General features: G+C 38.9%; 19 protein-coding genes. 1 reads left to right on the top strand and 18 read right to left on the bottom strand.

Features of this window, described 5'->3' with window-relative positions; genetic code table 11:
* Positions 1-50 precede the first annotated feature (50 nt).
* The 18 genes from NSU19_RS17775 to hpaB all read right to left on the bottom strand — a co-directional run bounded on the left by NSU19_RS17775 (position 51) and on the right by hpaB (position 17,811).
* Positions 51-551 carry a 3-phenylpropionate/cinnamic acid dioxygenase subunit beta gene (locus NSU19_RS17775; RefSeq protein ID WP_063388839.1) on the bottom strand — a complete coding sequence of 167 codons (501 nt, stop codon included), beginning with the start codon at positions 549-551 and terminating at the stop codon, positions 51-53.
* Positions 544-1,878: an aromatic ring-hydroxylating dioxygenase subunit alpha gene (locus NSU19_RS17780; RefSeq protein ID WP_094244350.1), complete on the bottom strand. Its 1,335-nt coding sequence runs from the start codon at positions 1,876-1,878 to the stop codon at positions 544-546. Before NSU19_RS17780 ends, NSU19_RS17775 begins: the two co-directional genes overlap by 8 nt.
* A gap of 102 nt (positions 1,879-1,980) precedes the next feature.
* On the bottom strand, positions 1,981-2,718 hold the full coding sequence (locus NSU19_RS17785) for an ABC transporter ATP-binding protein (protein ID WP_066252126.1): 738 nt from the start codon (positions 2,716-2,718) through the stop codon (positions 1,981-1,983).
* Positions 2,718-3,494, bottom strand: coding sequence for an ABC transporter ATP-binding protein (locus NSU19_RS17790; protein WP_094244349.1), 777 nt, complete (start codon positions 3,492-3,494; stop codon positions 2,718-2,720). Before NSU19_RS17790 ends, NSU19_RS17785 begins: the two co-directional genes overlap by 1 nt.
* Positions 3,487-4,539, bottom strand: coding sequence for a branched-chain amino acid ABC transporter permease (locus tag NSU19_RS17795; protein WP_066252130.1), 1,053 nt, complete (start codon positions 4,537-4,539; stop codon positions 3,487-3,489). The genes NSU19_RS17790 and NSU19_RS17795 overlap by 8 nt, the downstream gene beginning before the upstream one ends.
* A gap of 13 nt (positions 4,540-4,552) precedes the next feature.
* Positions 4,553-5,434: a branched-chain amino acid ABC transporter permease gene (locus tag NSU19_RS17800; protein WP_063388844.1), complete on the bottom strand. Its 882-nt coding sequence runs from the start codon at positions 5,432-5,434 to the stop codon at positions 4,553-4,555.
* Positions 5,435-5,510: 76 nt separating this feature from the next.
* Entirely contained in the window at positions 5,511-6,698 is a 1,188-nt protein-coding gene (locus NSU19_RS17805) for an ABC transporter substrate-binding protein (RefSeq protein WP_339197761.1), read from the bottom strand.
* A 379-nt stretch (positions 6,699-7,077) separates the two neighbouring features.
* A complete protein-coding gene (locus tag NSU19_RS17810) occupies positions 7,078-7,734 on the bottom strand; it encodes a GntR family transcriptional regulator (RefSeq protein WP_063388846.1) in 657 nt (218 codons plus the stop codon).
* A 56-nt stretch (positions 7,735-7,790) separates the two neighbouring features.
* Positions 7,791-9,305 carry a 5-carboxymethyl-2-hydroxymuconate semialdehyde dehydrogenase gene (gene hpaE, locus NSU19_RS17815; protein WP_339197764.1) on the bottom strand — a complete coding sequence of 505 codons (1,515 nt, stop codon included), beginning with the start codon at positions 9,303-9,305 and terminating at the stop codon, positions 7,791-7,793.
* A gap of 22 nt (positions 9,306-9,327) precedes the next feature.
* Entirely contained in the window at positions 9,328-9,714 is a 387-nt protein-coding gene (locus NSU19_RS17820; protein WP_063388848.1) for a 5-carboxymethyl-2-hydroxymuconate Delta-isomerase, read from the bottom strand.
* 56 nt (positions 9,715-9,770) lie between these two features.
* Positions 9,771-10,505 (bottom strand): fumarylacetoacetate hydrolase family protein, encoded by a 735-nt coding sequence (locus NSU19_RS17825; RefSeq protein WP_327856613.1) that lies wholly within the window; start codon positions 10,503-10,505, stop codon positions 9,771-9,773.
* A complete protein-coding gene (locus tag NSU19_RS17830; RefSeq protein ID WP_327856614.1) occupies positions 10,502-11,293 on the bottom strand; it encodes a fumarylacetoacetate hydrolase family protein in 792 nt (263 codons plus the stop codon). The genes NSU19_RS17825 and NSU19_RS17830 overlap by 4 nt, the downstream gene beginning before the upstream one ends.
* Before the next feature lie 49 nt (positions 11,294-11,342).
* Positions 11,343-12,260 (bottom strand): 2,4-dihydroxyhept-2-ene-1,7-dioic acid aldolase, encoded by a 918-nt coding sequence (hpaI, locus tag NSU19_RS17835; RefSeq protein ID WP_130156668.1) that lies wholly within the window; start codon positions 12,258-12,260, stop codon positions 11,343-11,345.
* A gap of 260 nt (positions 12,261-12,520) precedes the next feature.
* Complete coding sequence (locus NSU19_RS17840; RefSeq protein WP_339197768.1) at positions 12,521-13,249, bottom strand: FAD synthetase family protein; 729 nt, start codon at positions 13,247-13,249, stop codon at positions 12,521-12,523.
* A 4-nt stretch (positions 13,250-13,253) separates the two neighbouring features.
* Complete coding sequence (locus NSU19_RS17845) at positions 13,254-13,730, bottom strand: flavin reductase family protein (RefSeq protein ID WP_144597410.1); 477 nt, start codon at positions 13,728-13,730, stop codon at positions 13,254-13,256.
* Between the two features lie 25 nt (positions 13,731-13,755).
* Positions 13,756-15,180, bottom strand: a complete 1,425-nt coding sequence (locus tag NSU19_RS17850) for an aldehyde dehydrogenase family protein (protein WP_339197770.1) — start codon at positions 15,178-15,180, stop codon at positions 13,756-13,758.
* A gap of 26 nt (positions 15,181-15,206) precedes the next feature.
* Complete coding sequence (gene hpaD / locus NSU19_RS17855) at positions 15,207-16,187, bottom strand: 3,4-dihydroxyphenylacetate 2,3-dioxygenase (protein ID WP_063388855.1); 981 nt, start codon at positions 16,185-16,187, stop codon at positions 15,207-15,209.
* 163 nt (positions 16,188-16,350) lie between these two features.
* Positions 16,351-17,811: a 4-hydroxyphenylacetate 3-monooxygenase, oxygenase component gene (hpaB, locus tag NSU19_RS17860; protein ID WP_130156676.1), complete on the bottom strand. Its 1,461-nt coding sequence runs from the start codon at positions 17,809-17,811 to the stop codon at positions 16,351-16,353.
* 156 nt (positions 17,812-17,967) lie between these two features.
* Between hpaB and NSU19_RS17865 the strand changes: the two genes are divergently transcribed.
* Positions 17,968-18,888 (top strand): LysR family transcriptional regulator, encoded by a 921-nt coding sequence (locus NSU19_RS17865; RefSeq protein ID WP_063388857.1) that lies wholly within the window; start codon positions 17,968-17,970, stop codon positions 18,886-18,888.
* The last annotated feature ends 8 nt before the right edge of the window (positions 18,889-18,896 follow it).

The raw sequence follows: 18,896 nt of genomic DNA on the forward strand, positions 1-18,896 counted from the left end.
TGATAATTCGGGAAATGGGCAAAAAAAATATATTGGCACATACACGTTTTTTATAAAAACATACTGACATTCATGACAGATAATACGGACTGATCTGGATACACAGTTCGTTTTGCTATTTTCCATTTTCCATTCACTTTCCGAATAATATCTTCTCTTTCTCCGAACAATTCCTCGGTTTTTGCTTCTGAACTTCGGCTGCGCTTAAATAGAAAATAACTTCTAACCTTATATTCATTAGAGCTAAAGCCAGGCTCAACGACCACATTGCTTATAAAATGCCTCTGCCTTGTAGGCGGGTTTTCAACCCAGGCTGATTTCGTATAAAGTCTTTCGACCTTTATCTCTATGTCCTTTTTCGAATCTGCAAAATAAGTCATTTCAGTATTCAAATTGCTTCCCATTTTGTTATCAACAGTTACCCGCAGGGGCATCGTGTATTGAATATCATCATCAAGCAATTCAAGCCATTCCCGATATTTTCGGTGGTCAAGCAAATAGGCCTCATAATATAAAAATTGAGAAATTTCATATTGAATATCACTATTCATGAGATTTCACCTCTGGCTCTTTCGTAATCAGCTCCAGCCAGTATTTATGCATACTTCTTGCAATATGATCTGTATAGCAAGTTGGGTACGCTTTTCCCGGTCCCGGAAAATTCTCATCCGGATCTAAGTGATCTAATCCCATTAAGTAGTTGAGCATATTGTTGTAGCTGAGATTTCGATCTCTTGCCATTAACCCTTGGCTGGCCTCAACAATGCGAGCCCAATTTTCCGTATCATCCTGTTCAAGAGTACCTGCCGCGCCAAACGTTGCAATAAAGCCTTTGTACGATTTTTCCTTATAATCTTCCGGCAGCGCCTTATCAATCATATACCAAATCCAAATTTCAACTTGATCGGGCCCTAACGGCCGCCATACTCTAAATTGAAGATGATTATACTTTGTTCCTTCTGTTCCGCTGCAAGAGCTTAAGAATGATAGATTTGGAAAAACTCCGCCAACAAAATTTTGAACTCTAGAAAAAATGTCCAATTGTTCTTTATTTAAATTTTTCTCAAACATCGACCACATCGATTCAGGCATACCTTGGTATATGTTATTCGATCTTCCAGTAGCAGATGTAATTACATTAATTCCATGTCCGTTTGACAAAACAACTTGATGTCCATATGATGCATACAAAGGATCGCTCGGTGTAAGCTTCAATTCCACGGCGGATCTATGAGTCGTTTGAACATGGTAAGGATCTGCCGCGAAATTTTCACTTGTCATTTTCCAATTTGCTTTTGCCACCCATCGTTGAGGGACTCCCCTCACTTCCATCCCTCCGTCGCTCCGGCCAAGCATTATATCAAAATACCATTTCATTTCGCCTAAATAATCTTCTAAAGACATAGCGTCAGGATCAAGATTTCCAAAAATCATTCCTTGATAGCTTTCAACACGAGGAACTGGGCGCAGTCCCCACTCGCTTTTATCCATCGATTCCCCAAATACTTTATTCCCTGCAACAACCCCGATCAGTTCACCGTTTAAATTATAAGTCCAGCCATGATAAGGGCATGAAAATGCTTTTTTATTTCCATAATCTTCTGTACACAAACGAACACCCCTATGAGAACAAGAGTTCAAAAATGCGTTGATTTCTCCATTTTTATTTTTCACTAAAATAATCGGGTCATCGACCATCATCCTCGTAACAAAGCTTCCTGGTTCTTTTAATTCCGATTCGTGCGCCAGAAACTGCCATGTTCTGCCGAAAATTCTTTCTTTTTCTAGTTCGTATATTTCCGGATCTGTAACTAACCATTGAGGAAATCGGCCGTTTTCTATATTTTTCTCAACTTCCTTCCAATCTATCGTTCTCATATCCGTTCCCTTCCTCCTTTGGTTATTGGAATATTCGGAATTCTATGCCGCCAAACTCCCGGCTTTTGGGCAAGTTAGGTTAGTACAGACCTGTTGTTTATACTAAAGCTTTAGTCTTTCTTTTTTGCTTATACCTAAATACGTATCTTTTATTTTTTCATCTTCCAGCAAATCGCTCGCTTTTCCTTGAATGACAATTTCTCCGCGATCCAATACACAAGCGTGATCTGCAATTTGCAAAGCTGCTTTGACGTTTTGTTCAATTAACAAAATGGTCGTTCCAAATGTTTTTTTCATTTGCTTTAAAATATTCATAATGTCTTTGACAATAAGCGGAGCCAATCCTAAAGACGGTTCATCCAGCATCATTAGTTTTGGCTTCGCCATCAGCCCGCGGCCTATGGCAACCATTTGCTGCTCGCCGCCGCTCAACAATCCGCCCGGTCGATCCAACATTGTTTTTAATTTAGGGAAAAAGTCTAGAACTTGCTCGAAATCCTCCATAACACTTTTTTTGTCATTTTTATATCGGTGATAAGATCCTAACAGCAAATTATCCTTAACAGAAAGATCATCAAAAATTTGTCTTCTTTCCGGGACAAGACAAATGCCTTTTTCAACGATCTTTTCTACTTTACCATAAGAAATTTCTTCATTTTCAAATACAATGGTTCCTGATCTCGGTTTATAAATGCCTGCTATTGTTCCAAGAAGGGTGCTTTTCCCGGCGCCATTTGACCCTACCATCGCAAAGATTTCGCCTTGTTTTATTTCAAAGTGAATCCCTTTCAAAACGTGCAAATATCCGTGGTACGTATGAAGGTTGTCTACTACTAACATTAGATTGCTTCCTCCTCTCCCAAATAGGCTGCAATAACTTTAGGATTGCTGGCAATTTCTTCAGGCGTTCCTTCTGCAATTTTTTTCCCATAGTCAAGAACTACAATTTTATCTGCAATCGACATCACCGTTTCCATATCATGTTCAACAAATAAAAATGTCATCCCTTGTTTTCTCATATTTTTCAGTACATTCACTAGATTGCGGGATTCCTGCGGATTCAGCCCGGCCATCGGTTCATCTAGTAAAATAAATGAAGGCTCTGCAGCTACTGCCCTGGCAATCTCTAATAATCTTTGATTTCCATAAGGCAATGTTTCAGCTCGTTCAAAAGCTAAATCAGCAATACCGACCTGTTCAAGGCATTGCAATGCTTTTTGCATTACCTCTTTTTCTTCTTTATAAACGTTCGGCAATCGCAGGCCTGAGCTTAAAATTCCAGTTTTTAATCTTATATGGCTTCCTGTCATCACATTTTCGATGACGGTCATATTATTAAATACTTGCAAATTTTGAAATGTTCTTGTCATCCCTAGACTTGCAATTTGATAAGGTCTTTTCCCGATGATGGAAACGCCTTTAAAGGTTATTTTTCCACTTGTTGCAGGGATGACACCTGTCACTAAATTAAAAAGGGTTGTTTTGCCGGCGCCATTTGGACCTATTACAGCAACAATTTCCCCTTTTTTCACTTCAAACGAAACATTTTCAACGGCATTTACACCGCCGAATGATTTTGAAAGATTTTCGACTTTTAATAATGTTTCCTCAGTCATGAATATCACTTCCCGTTGACTTCTTTGAAAATGCTGAAACTGGTTTATTTTTAAAGCTTGAAGTGATTCTTTTGATAAAATGAAAGATCGCTTTTGAAATTCCATTTGGCATGTATATTAAAATAACTACAAGCAGCACGCCGAAAAATACAATTTCGAATTCCCCGCTAGCATTGGGAATAATTTTCGGTACAATATCTTTCAACAATTCTCCTAAAAATACATATATCGCTGCTCCGATCAATCCGCCCCAAATATTCCCTATCCCACCGATGACAACCATTATTAAAAAGTAGATAGATGTCATCATTTCAAACAATTGAGGATTTATAAAGGTGACATAGTGTGCGTATAAGCTTCCAGCAATTGAAGCATAAACGGCGCTTAATACAAAAATTTGCAATTTATATTTATTAATATTTATACCAATTGCTTCCGAAGCAATTTCGCTGCCATGGATAGACATTAAAGCTCTTCCGACTCTTGATTGAACAATATTGCGCGCAAAGAAAATTCCTAAAAAGACAAAGATCCAAATTAAGAAGTAAAATTGAAAATCTGTTGAAAATGAAATGCCGAATAAGCTTAAAGGAGGTATGCCAAAAAACCCGTTTAATCCTCCAGTTATTGTTTTCCACTCTTTAAAAAATGTAAATATGATCACTCCAAATCCAAGAGTGGCTAAGGCTAAATAATGCCCTTTTAGTTTAAATACTGGAATACCAATGATTAAAGAAACGAGTGATGCAATAATCGCCCCAACTAAAATTCCTATCCAGGAAGGCATCTGCAATGTAGCCGTAAAATATGCAGAGGTATAGGCACCAATACCGTAAAAAGCTGCATGCCCGAGGGAAATTTGCCCTGCATATCCGATTAATAGCGTCAGTCCAGTCGTAACCAATGAGTAAAAACCGATCATAATGAAAGTACTTAAAATATAATTATTTGATTGAAAAATAAAAGGAAGAAGCATAATAACGACAAAAAAGATAAGAGGACCTTTCAAACTCCTGTTGTATATTTTCGTTAAATTGTTATCCATTTTTTCCTCTCCTCTAAACACGTTTTCCTGATACTTTCGAGAACAATCCATTTGGCATGAAGAATAATACGATTAAAAGAAGAGTGAAGCTAATGGCATCTTTATATCCTGAAGATAAATATCCTTCCGTAAAAGATTCTAATATTCCGATTAAAAATGCTCCGGCAATAGCAGCAGGTGCATTTGACAACCCTCCAATTACTGCAGCAATAAATGCTTTTAAGCCAATCATGATTCCCATATCATACGAAGCACCCGAAATGGGGGCAATCACTATTCCTGCGAGCGCTCCAAGACCAGCACTAATGGATACTGCCCAAAACGACATTTTTTGGGGGCTGATTCCCATTAGCCTTGCTGCAAAACGATTGACAACACAAGCTGTTACCGCTTTTCCTAAGTAGGTTTTATTAAAAAAGTAGTAAAGGACAGCTAAACTTAATAAAGAAATGCCGATAGCCCATAAGCTTTGCGGCTGAATGGTAGCATCCAAAAAATTGATATTCTGATTTCCAGAGAAAGGACGCAGCGCCAAAGGCTGAGTTCCCCAAATTAAAATGCTAATTCCCCGAAATACAAAAGCTGCACCTATCGTAATAATAAGAAGTGTTGCGGTTGATGAATTTCTTGCAGGATAAATTGCCAACCTTTCGAACAAACCACCGATAATCGTGACTATGACAACACTTACTGCTATTGCAATAATTAATGGAAAGCCCATATTGACAAACGAAATACAAGTAAGTGCACCCAGCATGGCAAAATCGCCTTGTGCTAAATTTAAAAGGCCGGTTATGTTGTAAATAATGACAAATCCGATAGCAATCAGTGCATAGATGCTTCCAATGGTCAGTCCAGAAAAAATTAACTGGATAAATTGGCTGGTCAGTTCCATTCCCACACTTCCCTTCTATTTTTGGTCTTTAGGGATCTTCCCCGTACTTTTAATCGTTGAAGATCCCTTTACAGCATTATTCTGCAATGACAAATTTGCCGTCTTTGATTTGAACCATAACTAAGCTGCTTTCATCAAGGCCAGTATGATTATCTTTCGAAAAATTGAATATTCCGGAAATTCCAACAAAATTTTTCGTATTTTCGAGCTGTTCTCTAATTTTTTCTTTGTCAGTTCCGGCTTTTTCAATTGCATTCACTAATAAATAGAATGCGTCCCAAGTATGGCCTCCAAACGTATTTGCGTCGTAGTTGAATTTTGCTTTAAAATCCTCTTTATACTTAATAAGTGTTTCTTTTTGCGGATCATTATCCGGCAATTGTTCAGCGACAATTAAACGCCCTGCAGGAAAAATAACTCCTTCCGCTGCTTCTCCGGTTAACTCAATAAACTCTTTAGTACCAATTCCCTGACTTTCAATAATGGGAAGTTTCATTCCTAATTGATGGAGATTTTTCGTAATAACTGAAGACTCCTGAGCAGTTCCCCAAACGATAATTGCCTGTGGATTTGATTTCTTTACGCGAGTCAGCATCGCTTTCGCATCATCAACAGTTGCTTCAAATTCCTCTTCAATAACAGCTTCAATGCCGTATTCACCTTTCAGGCGATTAAATTCTTCATGAGCACTTGTGCCGTATTGGTTGGCAACATTCAGCCAGGCAATTTTCGTTAAATTTTTTTCTTTCAAATAGGCTAAAATTTTAGGAATTACTACATCATCACTTTGTGTCGTTTTGAAGATCCATTCCCGTGAAGAATTATCATCAGGTTTTACAATTTGTTTACTTGTAGCTGATGCAATGAATGGAGTTTTTGACTTTTCTGCAAGCGGCACCATTGCTAAAGCATTTCCGCTTAGCGTACCCCCAACAACAGCCAATACTTTATCCTGCTCAATTAATTTTTTCATAGACAGCACGGCTTCATTTTGATCGGACTTATCATCATAGGCAATCAGCTCTATTTTCTTTCCATCTATTCCATCGTTTTCATTTACTTGCTCCACCAGCATTTTTACCGTTTCCATCTGTGATTTTCCTAGAGGAGCACCGCCGCCCGAAGCTGAATAAATAGCACCAATTTTAATGACATCGGAACCACCGGAATCATTATTTTTTCCACCGGCGCTTTCAGAATTTCCGCATGCTGCCAGCATAGAGAGAAATAACATCAAAATGATCAACGAAACAAATTTTTTCAACGTAACCCCCTCCTTTATTTTTGGCAAAATTCCTTAAAAGCTTTATCTTTCTTAGTGACAACGCTTTCATATTAGTGAAATCAGAGGACCACCCCTTTCCTTCGACCAACAAATCATCAATAATATTATATATGATTTAAGATATGGTTTCAAATATTTAAAAAATTCTATCTTTTCTTCTTCCTAACATTTTCTACTCATTCAAAATCCACTTGTAGAGAAAGAAGCTTCATCTATTGATTTTCTTCACAACAAGGGTTTAGAATTTGATCTTGTTATCTATTAATATATATAAAATAATATATGATATTAGCCAAAAAAATTTCCTTGAACAAATCCAACTGAGTACGATCAGTTGAATTTGTTCGAAATTGTTTTATTATGAAAATTTTTGCCGATTTCTGAATGCTTCTGCTGTATTTAATTTGTGTTGGCGGACAAATTCCTCAATTTGGTTGGGCGGAGCCTTTTCTCGAAGCAATCGAATAATTTCTTCGTGCTCTTTAATGGACTCTTTAGAGCGCTTCGGAACGAGTGTGAAACCATAAGTCCGTATCCGCTTCATCCTCTGCCAAATTTGCTTAATCTGCTCCTCTAAAAAGTTATTGCCGCAGTTTTCATATATTAAGGTGTGGAACTGATAATTTAATTCACTGAATTGCTCTAATTCAAAATCTTGCAGCGACTGTTTCATCTTTTCGTTTAATTCTTCTAATTTTTTGATCGTCTCCTCCTTTATAATATTAGAACTTAAAACAGTCGCGTAGCCTTCTAGCACCGCCAAAACCGAAATGGTTTGCAAATACTCTTTTTCGTTGATATTGCTTACAACTGCTCCGCTATACGGCTTATATTGAATTAAGCCTTCTGCTTCCAATTGGCGGATCGCTTCTCTGACAGGGATGCTGCTTAAATTCAGCTCTTTTGCAATTTGATCGATTACTATTCGATATCCAGGCCCGTAAGCACCATTTTCAATTCGTGAAAGAATATAATCATATGCAATTTGTGTTTTATTTTTTACCTTCTGTTCCATACTTATATCATATATTAAAGAATATATACTAACAAGCAAAACGAGTTAGCTTTCCATTATTGTTGAGCCGAAATCGTTTCGGCTTTTTTTGATTTACCAAACTGAGGAATGTGATGATCTCCAATCGCCACATGAATTACTTGAACCTCTGTATAAAAATCAAAACTATAATGTCCGCCCTCTCGGCCAATACCGCTATATTTCGTTCCGCCAAACGGGATTCTTAAATCCCTGACGTTTTGCGAGTTTACCCAAGCCATTCCGCTTTCAATCGATTGGACAATTCGGTGTCCGCGCTTCAAATTGTTCGTCCATACATAAGCAGCCAGCCCATATTTTACATCATTAGCCATTTTTATGACTTCTTCTTCAGTCTCAAATGGTATGACTGCCATGACAGGTCCGAATATTTCCTCTTGAGCCACTTTCATACCGTTATGGCAATTCAGAAGAAGTGTCGGTGGAACAAAGTTGCCGTTTTTCAATGATTGCGGAACGTTTCCTGAAAACACTTCTGCCCCTTCTTTTTTGGCTATTTCAATGTAATGTAAAACGGTTTCCCAATGTTTTTTGTGAATTAGCGGCCCTAGTTCTGTCGAAGAATCCAATGGATCCCCTACCGAGATATTTTGCACACGCTCTTTCAGCCGTTCAACAAAGGAATCATAAATCGATTTTTCCAAAAACAACCGCGAATTGGCTGTACAGCGCTCCCCGTTAAGAGAAAATACTCCCCAAACGACAGCATCCAAGGCTTTTTCCAAATCAGCATCGGCAAAGATAATTGCAGGAGATTTTCCTCCTAGCTCCATAGAGGTTTTTTTCAACGTATCTGCGCTATTTTTTATTATTTCAGCACCTGTTGTCGTCTCGCCCGTAAAGGAAATGAGCCGGACATCAGAATGTCTCACGAGGGACGCGCCAGCTGTTTCCCCAAAGCCGTGAACGATATTAAAAACTCCCTCTGGCAGTCCCGCTTCATGAATAATTTCAGCCAGCTTGTTGGCAGTCAGCGGAGACCATTCAGCAGGTTTTAGGACAACCGTATTGCCAGTTGCCAACGCCGGAGCCACTTTCCATGTTTCCAGCATGAACGGAGTGTTCCATGGCGTAATTAAACCTGCCACCCCAATTGGCTTGTAAATAGTATAATTAATAAAATCTCCGTCTACTTTATACGCTTCTCCTACCATGCGGCTTTTAACCATTTGTGCATAAAATCGAAAGTTTTCAGCTGCACGGGATGCTTGCTTTTTCGTTTGACTGATTGGCAATCCTGTATCTAGAGATTCCAAATAAGCAATTTCTTCCGCATTTTCTTCAATTAATGCAGCAATTCGTAAAATATACTTCATTCTTTCATCTACCGACATTGTTCCCCAAGGGCCGTCAGCAAAAGCTTTTTTGGCAGCTTTTACTGCTAAGTCAATATCTTCTGCAAATCCTTCCGCTACCTCATTGATTACTTCATTATTAAAGGGATTAATATTCTCAAAGCTTTTCCCTGCAACTCCCTCTACAAACTTGCCATTGATATAATGAAGAACTTTCCCAACTTTATATGTGGTCATTTCGATTCCTCCAAGCACGCAATTAATTTTTGTAGCGCTGATGAATGTTATTATATTTGTACGTTCCAAATTCACTAAATTCATATAGTTCTAAAGACAATGCAAGATATCTCCTTTTGAAAAGGATCGAAAAATGATCTTTCATCACAGCAAAGATCTCATCACAAACTGCTTTTTTATCCTCTTCAGTACGCCCAGCGCCAATCTTTAGCGTACCGTGGACAAAGGCATCGTCTTCAGAGCCGTCAGCCACACAATAATCTTTCAATTCAATGGCTCTAGATCTCACGCCTCCAATTGGAAATATATCGCTTTTGGAAATCAGCACATCATTAACTTTTTTCAGCAGCTCTGGAATTTTTGCCTCTTTTTTGATATTGTCGGTATATTCTAAAATAAAATGCGGCATAACGTCAGCTCTCCTTTAAAGTATTGGTGACGGAGAAAAGATTCTGAATGACAGCTTCATATAATTCGATTAATTAAACGTCCAATCCCTTCTATTTCTGTAATCACTTCATCGCCAACATTAACATTGACCGCTCCTTTAGGTGTTCCTGTGAGAATTATGTCCCCGTAATTTAAGGTCATAAAGCTAGTTAAATACTCGATTAACATAGGGATTGTAAAAATCATATCTTTTGTATTTCCTTCCTGCACTAACGCTCCATTAACGTAAGTACGAAGGACCAAGTTCATCGGATCTGGTATATCTTCTTTATCGACAAGCCAAGGGCCTATCGGGGTGAATGCATCGCGATTTTTCACGCGCAAATTAGGCCGGTAATAGTTCTCTAAATAATCTCTGACAGCGTAGTCATTTGCAACCGTATATCCTAAGACATATTCATACGCTTCACTAGCCTTGACATTACGCGCCATTTTTCCGATTACCACTGCCAGTTCACATTCATAGTGCATAAAATCTACATCAGGAGGACGTTTCGTTTCAGATCGATGCCCAACAATCGTATTCGGTCCCTTTAGAAACACAAGCGGTTCAGTTGGTGCATGAAATGACAGCTCTTTAGCATGATCTGCATAATTCAAACCTAATGCAACAACAGTCCGCGGGCTTACAGGCGGAAGCCAGACTACGTCCTTTTCTGTCACTTTACGATGATCATTCAGTTGAAGGAAGCCGTTATCTTCAATTGCTTCATAAATGGTGCCGTTCATAGCAACTCTAGCTCGTTTCATCGCACAGCCCCCTTCACATAATCCGCTTCATGAACAATTGTATTTTCTAGACTGCCTACACCTTCAATTTCAATGCGAACATGGTCTCCTGCCTTTACTAAAGGCGCTTGCTCAGGAACACCTGTCAGCAGCACATCTCCTGGATAAAGCGTCATAAATTCTGTTATATCAGCCAGCAGCCGAGCAACTGGCCGGATGAAATTTTTCGTGTTATTTTTTTGTACAAGCTTTCCATTGACAAAAACGCGAATGTCCAATGAATCAGGATCAACTATCGATTCCTTTTTGATGATCCACGGACCAACCGGATTAAATCCATCTCTTGCCCGCTCCCTAATCGCCGGACGATAAATGTTTTCGTGCGGAATTGCTACATCATTCACAACTGTATATCCAGCAACATATTGAAAGGCTTCTTCTTCCTTTACTTTAGTGGCAGTACGCCCAATGACCACGCCGAGTGCTGCCCCTACTTCTAATTCGTCTGCATCCTCAGGCAATGGTATGGGGCTCCTGTAGCCACTTAATGTGTTAATCGGTTTTATATATAAAATTGGCGCTTTCGGCGGTTCGTTATATGGTGAATGTGCCATTTGCTCACGATATCGATGAAAGACGCCTTGATAATTCAAAAGGACACCGTAAATCGTACCTGAAACCGGCGGCTCCCAAGAAAGCTGATTGACGTGATATTGAGTTCCATTTAAAAACATTGAATTGTTTTCTGGATCCACTTCGGCTTCCGTTATATTTGGCATTCCAAAAATTTTCACTACTGCATTGCCCATCCAATTCACTCCTTAGCAGGCGCAATACATCAGCCCTTTTTAGCTTGCCTTAATTTTTTACTTTCTCTAAAAGACCATATTTTTGCAGCGTTTGCCGAATTCTTTCTTGAAGCTCCTCCGCAGGCAAATCAAGAGGCAATCTTAATTTCGGCGTGATTTTTCCCATCATTCCAAGCGCCGCCTTTACAGGTCCCGGATTTGTCTCGGCAAATAAAATATCGTTTAATTCCATTAACTCGAAATGGAGGTCCTGAGCTCTCTTTATATCGCCTTCAAACCAAGCGTCATGCAATTCCGCAACTTTCGCCGGTTCCACATTAGCCGTTGCACTAATAGAACCTGCCCCCCCGATTGCTAGCATTGGATAGCATAAAAGCTCGATTCCTGAAAATAGTAAAAAATCTCTTCCGCAATGAAGCAGCACCCGATTCACATGCTCAAAATCTTTATTGGATTCTTTTGCACCGATAATGTTCGGGCAATCCTCCACTAAACGAGCCATTGTTTTGACCTCTAAATTTACAGCTGTTCTCCCTGGGATGTTGTAGATAATGATCGGAATATCTACAGAATCAGCTACTGCTTTAAAATGCTTATACAACGCATGCTGGGACGGCCTATTATAATACGGAACAATGACCATCGCAGCATCTGCGCCAATTTCTTGTGCAAATTTCGTTAGTTCAAGTGTTTCATCATGATTAGTCGATCCTGTTGCCGGAACAAACGGGACTCGGCCATTCACTGTTTTTTTCGCCAGCTCCATTACCTGCTTGCGTTCCTCCGTTGTTAATGAACTGGGTTCGCCAGAAGTTCCTGTCACTGAAATCCCATGGCTGCCGCTTTCAATTTGCCAGTTGATTAAATTTTTCATCGTTTCAAAATCAATATTGCCTTCCGCATCAAATGGAGTAACAACAGGAGCAATCGATCCTCTTAATCTTTGCTTTATTTCGTTATAAGACATATATAAGCAACCTCCTGAACAAAATAATTATTATCTGAATATTTCAAATCTAATCAATTTATTTTTATTATATATATAATCATATATGATTTCAACTATAAATTGTTATATGACTGTTCGGCTAAAAAGATCATAAACAGCAGCAACTGGTCGATCAAGCAATTGTTCTATGAACCTCAATTGGACATTATTTTTTTCTGCTATTCTATCCAATCCGTCAATAACACCCTCAAATAAGTAAGGTTTTAATGTTTTGTTCGTTATATGGCATAAACCGTTGTAAATGTCTCATTGAATTCTATTTGGATTTTATAAATTCCCGGTTTAGGCAGGAAATAATCATGATCGATTTGCGCTTTAAAAATAAAATTGTTGTCAGCATCCCCTCGTTCCATCGATTTGACTAAACATGAAACACGATAATAATCCCCAAGATAATGAGGTATTTCATTTACAAGGCCTGACTCTAGCAGCTTCCGAATCATGGAGGAGCTTATTTTTTCTTGTTTATATTGGATTTTCGGAATAGTCGTCACATCAAAAAATCCCGTTCCAACGTTTTTCAGCTTCTCCATATTCCCTTTTCCTTTAAAACCATACGTAAAGTCGAAGCCGGCAACGACATGTTTGCACATCAAGCCTTTTAAGTATTGATTCACAAAGTCTTGATCGGATAATTCAGAAAAATTTTTATCGAATTTTACAATATACAGTTTCTCTACCCCTAATTGTGAAAAGATTTCCATTTTGGAAGGAAGCGGCGACAGATAGGAGATAACTTTTCTATCCGTTTCAATGACTTGACTTGGATGTGGAAAAAACGTCATCACGGCAAATGTTAGTTTTTTTACTTGCGCGATTTCTTTCGCTTTTTCAATGATTTTCTTATGTCCTAAATGCACTCCATCAAAGAAGCCGACTGCCATGACACACGGCTCGGGCTTGCATTCCGCTAATACTTTGGAATTGTTAATATAAACGACTTCCATCCATTCACCCCGCGTTGGCATGACTAGCCAAATTTCTATATTTTCCTTCAAAAAATAACAATGGGTCACCTTCCTTCATATAAATGTCAGTCACCTTTCCAATGTATAAAGTGTGGTCGCCGGCAACATGTGTATTGTATACGTCACATAAAATATTTGCTAACGAATTGGGCAGCACCGGTTGATCACCGACCCAATCAAAAGTAACATTTTGTTTCTCTTTTAATTGGCCGGCAAAAAGCATCGATAAATCTTGTTGTTCTTCAGACAAAATATTTACTGTAAATTTTCCTGTCTGCTTAATGATTTCATTCATTTTTGCTTTTTCTCCAATTGAAATGAGAATTAGTTTAGGATCTAAAGAGACAGACATAAATGCATTTGCCGTCATTCCGCGTACTTCCCCATTTAGGGCAGTCGTAATGACAGTGACTCCTGTCGCAAACTTCCCCATCGCATTTCGAAACGTGCGATCATCCATGTTACACACCTCTTCCTACGTTTATTTATACTTGCCGATTTATCACGACTAATTTTAGCTCCGTCATTTCTTCAATCGCATATTTAATTCCTTCTCTCCCCATTCCGCTCTCTTTCACTCCGCCGTATGGCATATGATCGACTCGGAACGTCGGGATATCATTAATCATTACACCGCCTACTTTTAGCTCTTCAGCCGCATATAAAGCATGGTGGATATTTTTTGTATAAATCCCTGCCTGCAGTCCATACCGGGAATCATTTACATACTCAACAGCCTGTTCAATCGATGAAACCTTTTCGATTAACACTACAGGGCCGAAAATTTCTTGACAGGAAACTTTCATATCAGGTTTTGTGTTGAGTAAAACCGTCGGTTCGACAATATTTCCTTTCGCATTTCCCCCTGTTGCAACTATTGCACCTGTTTTTTTAGCTTCTTCGATCCAGCTGATGACACGGATTACATCATGTTCGGAAATCAGCGCTGAAACATCTGTTTGAAAATCCAGCGGATCTCCTGTTGTCAGCTTTTCCGATTCTTTCACAAATGCATTGACAAACTCATCATATACATGTTCATGTACGTAAATTCTTTGCAGCGAGATGCATACTTGCCCTTGGTTAGAAAAAGCCCCTTTAACACATCTTGGAATGATGCTTTTAACATCAATTCCTTCATCTACGATCAAAGCCGAGTTGGAACCTAACTCAAGCGTGACACGTTTCAAGCCTGCTTTATTTCTGATCTCTTTTCCGACTTGCGGGCTTCCTGTAAACGTAATCATTTTAACCCGCTCATCTTCTACGATTTTTTTGCCAACGATGCTGCCGCTTCCTGTTACAACATTTAATGCACCATCAGGCAGTCCTGCTTCCTGCAATAATTCAGCTATAAAGAAAGCAGATAACGGTGTTTGGGAGGCCGGCTTTAAGACAATCGTATTTCCGGAGGCAATGGCCGGTCCTACTTTATGCGCAACTAGATTCATTGGAAAATTAAACGGAGTGATAGCTCCTATTACACCGATCGGTTCACGAACCGTATAAGCAGTCCGATTTTCCCCGCCGGGCGCCGCATCTAATGATAGTGCCTCACCATGAATTCTTTTTGCTTCTTCAGCCGAAAATTTATATGTTTGAATGGTTCTTTGCACTTCCTCTAATGCTGTTTTGATTGGCTTCGCCGCCTCTTTTGCAATAATTTCTGCCGCTTCCTCTTTCCTCTTATCTAAAAGCATCACCAGTTTTTCCAAAATGTGTCCGCGTTCATGTTTTGGCATTTTCGCCATTTTCAGAAAGGCGTTATGTGCGGCTTCGATCGCTTTTTCAACGTCAGCTTCTGAAGCAATTGGAATTTCTGCAATTACTTTTTTATTATATGGAGAGGAAAGAGGAGCATAATGTTCTGCTCCTACCCAACTTCCACTAATAAACAATTTTCTTTTCATCGCTACCTCTCTTTTCTTACTTAAAATTAAATGACAAAATCAGGTTTTAGCTTTTGCACACTTGGTTCTTTTAGTTCAACTAACTCTCCGCTATGAATATCAAATACTTGTGATGCTTCATTAAACCAGCAGTCCGGTGCTTCATGCCCCCAAAATGTTTGGCGTCTTGGATCATTTATATCCCAGCGAATCGGCAGAAAATCCGGATCGCTTGTCAAGTAATCTCCATTGTATAATTCAATTCGATGTCCATCTGGATCACGCAAATAGAGGAAAAATGCGTTTGAAAGACCATGGCGTCCAGGGCCTCTTTCTATATTTTTCGCATATCCCATAGCCGCTAACACATCACAGGCATGAATGAGACTAAGTTGATCCGACAGCCAAAAGCCGATATGGTGAAGACGAGGGCCGTTTCCATTCATAAATGCCAAATCATGCACATTAGGTTTTCGATGCAGCCATGCAGCCCATAATTCATTATTTTCTGTTTCGGTATACTCAGAACACGCAAACCCCAGCTCTTTTACGTAAAAGTCATATGCTTTTTGTACATCCGGAACCATGCAATTAAAGTGGTCAATTCGCTGTATTCTTGCTCCTTTATATAAGTCATATCTTTGCAGCAGCCTTTCGACCGTGTCCATTCTGGCAAAAAACTCAACTGGAAGACCTGAAATATCCTGCACACGGAAAGCCCTTTCAACTGCATGCTGATTTTCTATCCATTTTGGATTCATATTTTTTTGTTGAAAATAGTCATATAATTTGTTTAAATCCTCATCGGAATAAACCTTGTAACTGATCGCTTCCACACCAGGCTGCTCTGCTTTTTTCAACACCAGGCTGTGATGATTATGTTCCTCATACCCTCTGAGATATAAATGGTTTTCATCAGCCTCTGTCACAACGAATCCTAAAGCGTTTTCATAAAAATCGCGTGAAGCCTCCAAATTTGTCACCAACAGTACCGCCCTTGCACAACGAATAATATTAAAATCTACCATCTTGAAAGTCCCTCCCTATTAAATTCCCCCGAGAATAGAAAATTTTCAGAAAAATATAGTTTGCTATAATCATATATGATATTGTATATTAAGTCAAATTCAACTCGCTATGCTGTCATGATCGCTTTCACAATTAACGTTTGGCACCTTCATTTATTGTTTGTTAAACAGTTGTTACTTTTGTAGTTCCTAAAAATTCACGAACCAAGTCTTTGAAATAATCTTTTTCGTACCCGTCAAAATAGACCATACCCATGCGGACCGGATCTCCAAAGAAATAATATTCATAATGAGTTTGACGGCTTCCAAATGCGCTCATTGTAATATCCCAAGCTAAACGGAACAACTGAACGCGCTCATATCCATCAATATTTGCTCCTTGCATCGCTCTTCTGACAATATCGCCGATTTCTTCATTATTAAAATCAGCTTCTGTCGGAATGGCCATTAATCCAGAAGCGCCAAGAATCCTTAAGATTTCCACTAAACGAGGGTAAATTCTTGGGTACCAATTTCGAGCAGCATCAAGCGCAGCAAAATCCGGCGTCATTGTTCCCCATTTATCAAGCTTTGCATTATGTTCTGCACGATATAAATGACTGCGCATTGTCTCAAGAGTCAGCATAATTTCTGTTCCTTTATCTTTTACATGCTGAAACTGTTCAATTCCAATAGCCTCCATAATTAAAAGGACAACTCCAAGTATAAATTCAGTTTTCACTACATTTTTGGCAACTACTTGATGCGACATGTGGACAACGGCATTCGTCTCACGGAAGGTTCGGTTGCAAATGGAAGAATTGCCGCAGACAAATACCCGTTCCCAAGGAACGAAAACGTTTTCAAACGAAACAATAGCATCTCCTTCTTCAAATCGCGACCCGAGCGGATGATCCCAATGACTTTTTCCATAGTCAAAGGCTTCGCGGCAAATAAATTTTACGCCTGGAGTATTATTTGGAATTGCAAAAGCTAATGAATACGGGTCATCCCCTTCACTTGATTTTTTAACTGTTGAAGGAAAAACTAATATTTCATCCGTTATGCCGCCTTGCGTAGCCAACAAACGAATCCCATCAACAATAATTCCATCTTTATTTTTCTCGACTAAATGCAAGGAAACATTTGCATCCTTTTGCTCATGCTGAGCTTTAGAGCGATTAATCTGCGGATGTATAAGGGTATGTGTTAAAGAAATATCGTTTTCTCTCGCATATTCATAATATTTTCTTGCGTTCTCCGCATACATTGGATCATCTTCTGCGAACAGATCATTCGCTATTCCCATTGCCATCACTTCAGCATTTAAATAATCTGGAGACCGCCCCATCATTCCGGCGGAAGTTCGAGCCCATTCCTGTATTGCTTCGCGTCTTGCAATCAGTTCTTCTTTTGTGGTAGGCTGCATAAATGTTATACCGACTTTTTCTCCTGTTGTTGGTGAAGTATACAGCATCTTATCAGCTTTTTCATATTGAAGATCGTAAAGCTTTGCCATTGATTGAATCACATTTTTCAATGCAGGATGCTCCGTGACGTCATCAACTTTCTCCCCATGAATGTAAACGCTGCTTTTCGCTTTCTTCAAACGCTCAATATACTCTTTTCCAGTTTTTGCAGGCATCTTCATTCCCCCTTAAATAGATTTTTTCATCCACAATTCGATTTACTTTTTTGAATCTTCAAAAATAATATAACATATGATATCATATATGAAAAATATGAAAAAAATTGGTTTTGTATATAAAAAAAATATGCACCTTCACATGAGGTGATCAGATTGATTGACATTAAACAGCTGAAATATTTTGCAGCGATTGTCGAGGAAGGACAAATTACACGCGCGGCGAAAAAGCTGCATATGGCGCAGCCGCCTTTAAGTCATCAGTTGAAGCAATTGGAGGAAACGCTTGGAGTCATTTTATTAGAACGGAACGGAAAAAAACTTGAATTAACGGAATCCGGGAAAATTTTCTACAAAAAAACGAAACAGCTCCTTCATCAATTGAATGATATGATTTTGGAAGTCCAAGAAATAAACGATGGAACGAAAGGCACATTATCAATAGGATGTGTGAAATCATGCTTTTCCTATTTACCCAAAACAATGCGGAAGCTTCTTGAGAAATTCCCCAATGTCAAATTCCATTTAAGAGAAGGAGATACATTCTTAATCAGTGAATTTTTAAAAAGCAGAGAAATAGAGGTAGGGATTATACGATTGCCCATTGATACCGATGAATATCAAACAATAAAACTGCCAAGCGATCCATATGTGGCCGTCATCCCGCAGCATTGGAATTATAAACATCATTCTATTCAAATGAAAGATATAAAAGAAATGCCTTTGCTTCTATTACACCGAATCAGCGGGAAAGGCCAGTATGAAATGGTTGTGAATGAATGCGCGCGGCATGGATTTGAACCAAAAATTTTATGCGAGTGTCCTGATGTAACGATTCTTTTATCATTAGTTGCAGAAGGTGTAGGTGCAACGATTGTCCCAAAATCTGCCGTTTCCAATTTTCAAATTCCAAACATTCAAATGCTGGAAATTGAGGATTCATCCATTACAGCTGAAGCATCGATAATTTTCGAAAAAAATCGGTACCTGTCTAAAAGTGCAGCGAATTTTATTAAGATACTAAAAACTGAATATCCGATTGATGATCAGCTTGGCAGACCGCAGCCAAATAAATAAATGCACAC

The organism is Aeribacillus sp. FSL k6-2211, assembly GCF_037966125.1.
Classification (GTDB): domain Bacteria; phylum Bacillota; class Bacilli; order Bacillales; family Aeribacillaceae; genus Aeribacillus; species Aeribacillus composti.

What these genes read in the sequence shown, in the direction of transcription:
- NSU19_RS17775 (WP_063388839.1), bottom strand. Translation starts at nt 551, where the DNA reads ATGAATAGTGATATTCAATATGAAATTTCTCAATTTTTATATTATGAG.
- NSU19_RS17780 (WP_094244350.1), bottom strand. Translation starts at nt 1,878, where the DNA reads ATGAGAACGATAGATTGGAAGGAAGTTGAGAAAAATATAGAAAACGGC.
- NSU19_RS17785 (WP_066252126.1), bottom strand. Translation starts at nt 2,718, where the DNA reads ATGTTAGTAGTAGACAACCTTCATACGTACCACGGATATTTGCACGTT.
- NSU19_RS17790 (WP_094244349.1), bottom strand. Translation starts at nt 3,494, where the DNA reads ATGACTGAGGAAACATTATTAAAAGTCGAAAATCTTTCAAAATCATTC.
- NSU19_RS17795 (WP_066252130.1), bottom strand. Translation starts at nt 4,539, where the DNA reads ATGGATAACAATTTAACGAAAATATACAACAGGAGTTTGAAAGGTCCT.
- NSU19_RS17800 (WP_063388844.1), bottom strand. Translation starts at nt 5,434, where the DNA reads ATGGAACTGACCAGCCAATTTATCCAGTTAATTTTTTCTGGACTGACC.
- NSU19_RS17810 (WP_063388846.1), bottom strand. Translation starts at nt 7,734, where the DNA reads ATGGAACAGAAGGTAAAAAATAAAACACAAATTGCATATGATTATATT.
- hpaE (WP_339197764.1), bottom strand. Translation starts at nt 9,305, where the DNA reads ATGACCACATATAAAGTTGGGAAAGTTCTTCATTATATCAATGGCAAG.
- NSU19_RS17820 (WP_063388848.1), bottom strand. Translation starts at nt 9,714, where the DNA reads ATGCCGCATTTTATTTTAGAATATACCGACAATATCAAAAAAGAGGCA.
- NSU19_RS17825 (WP_327856613.1), bottom strand. Translation starts at nt 10,505, where the DNA reads ATGAAACGAGCTAGAGTTGCTATGAACGGCACCATTTATGAAGCAATT.
- NSU19_RS17830 (WP_327856614.1), bottom strand. Translation starts at nt 11,293, where the DNA reads ATGGGCAATGCAGTAGTGAAAATTTTTGGAATGCCAAATATAACGGAA.
- hpaI (WP_130156668.1), bottom strand. Translation starts at nt 12,260, where the DNA reads ATGTCTTATAACGAAATAAAGCAAAGATTAAGAGGATCGATTGCTCCT.
- NSU19_RS17840 (WP_339197768.1), bottom strand. Translation starts at nt 13,249, where the DNA reads ATGGAAGTCGTTTATATTAACAATTCCAAAGTATTAGCGGAATGCAAG.
- NSU19_RS17845 (WP_144597410.1), bottom strand. Translation starts at nt 13,730, where the DNA reads ATGGATGATCGCACGTTTCGAAATGCGATGGGGAAGTTTGCGACAGGA.
- NSU19_RS17850 (WP_339197770.1), bottom strand. Translation starts at nt 15,180, where the DNA reads ATGAAAAGAAAATTGTTTATTAGTGGAAGTTGGGTAGGAGCAGAACAT.
- hpaD (WP_063388855.1), bottom strand. Translation starts at nt 16,187, where the DNA reads ATGGTAGATTTTAATATTATTCGTTGTGCAAGGGCGGTACTGTTGGTG.
- hpaB (WP_130156676.1), bottom strand. Translation starts at nt 17,811, where the DNA reads ATGCCTGCAAAAACTGGAAAAGAGTATATTGAGCGTTTGAAGAAAGCG.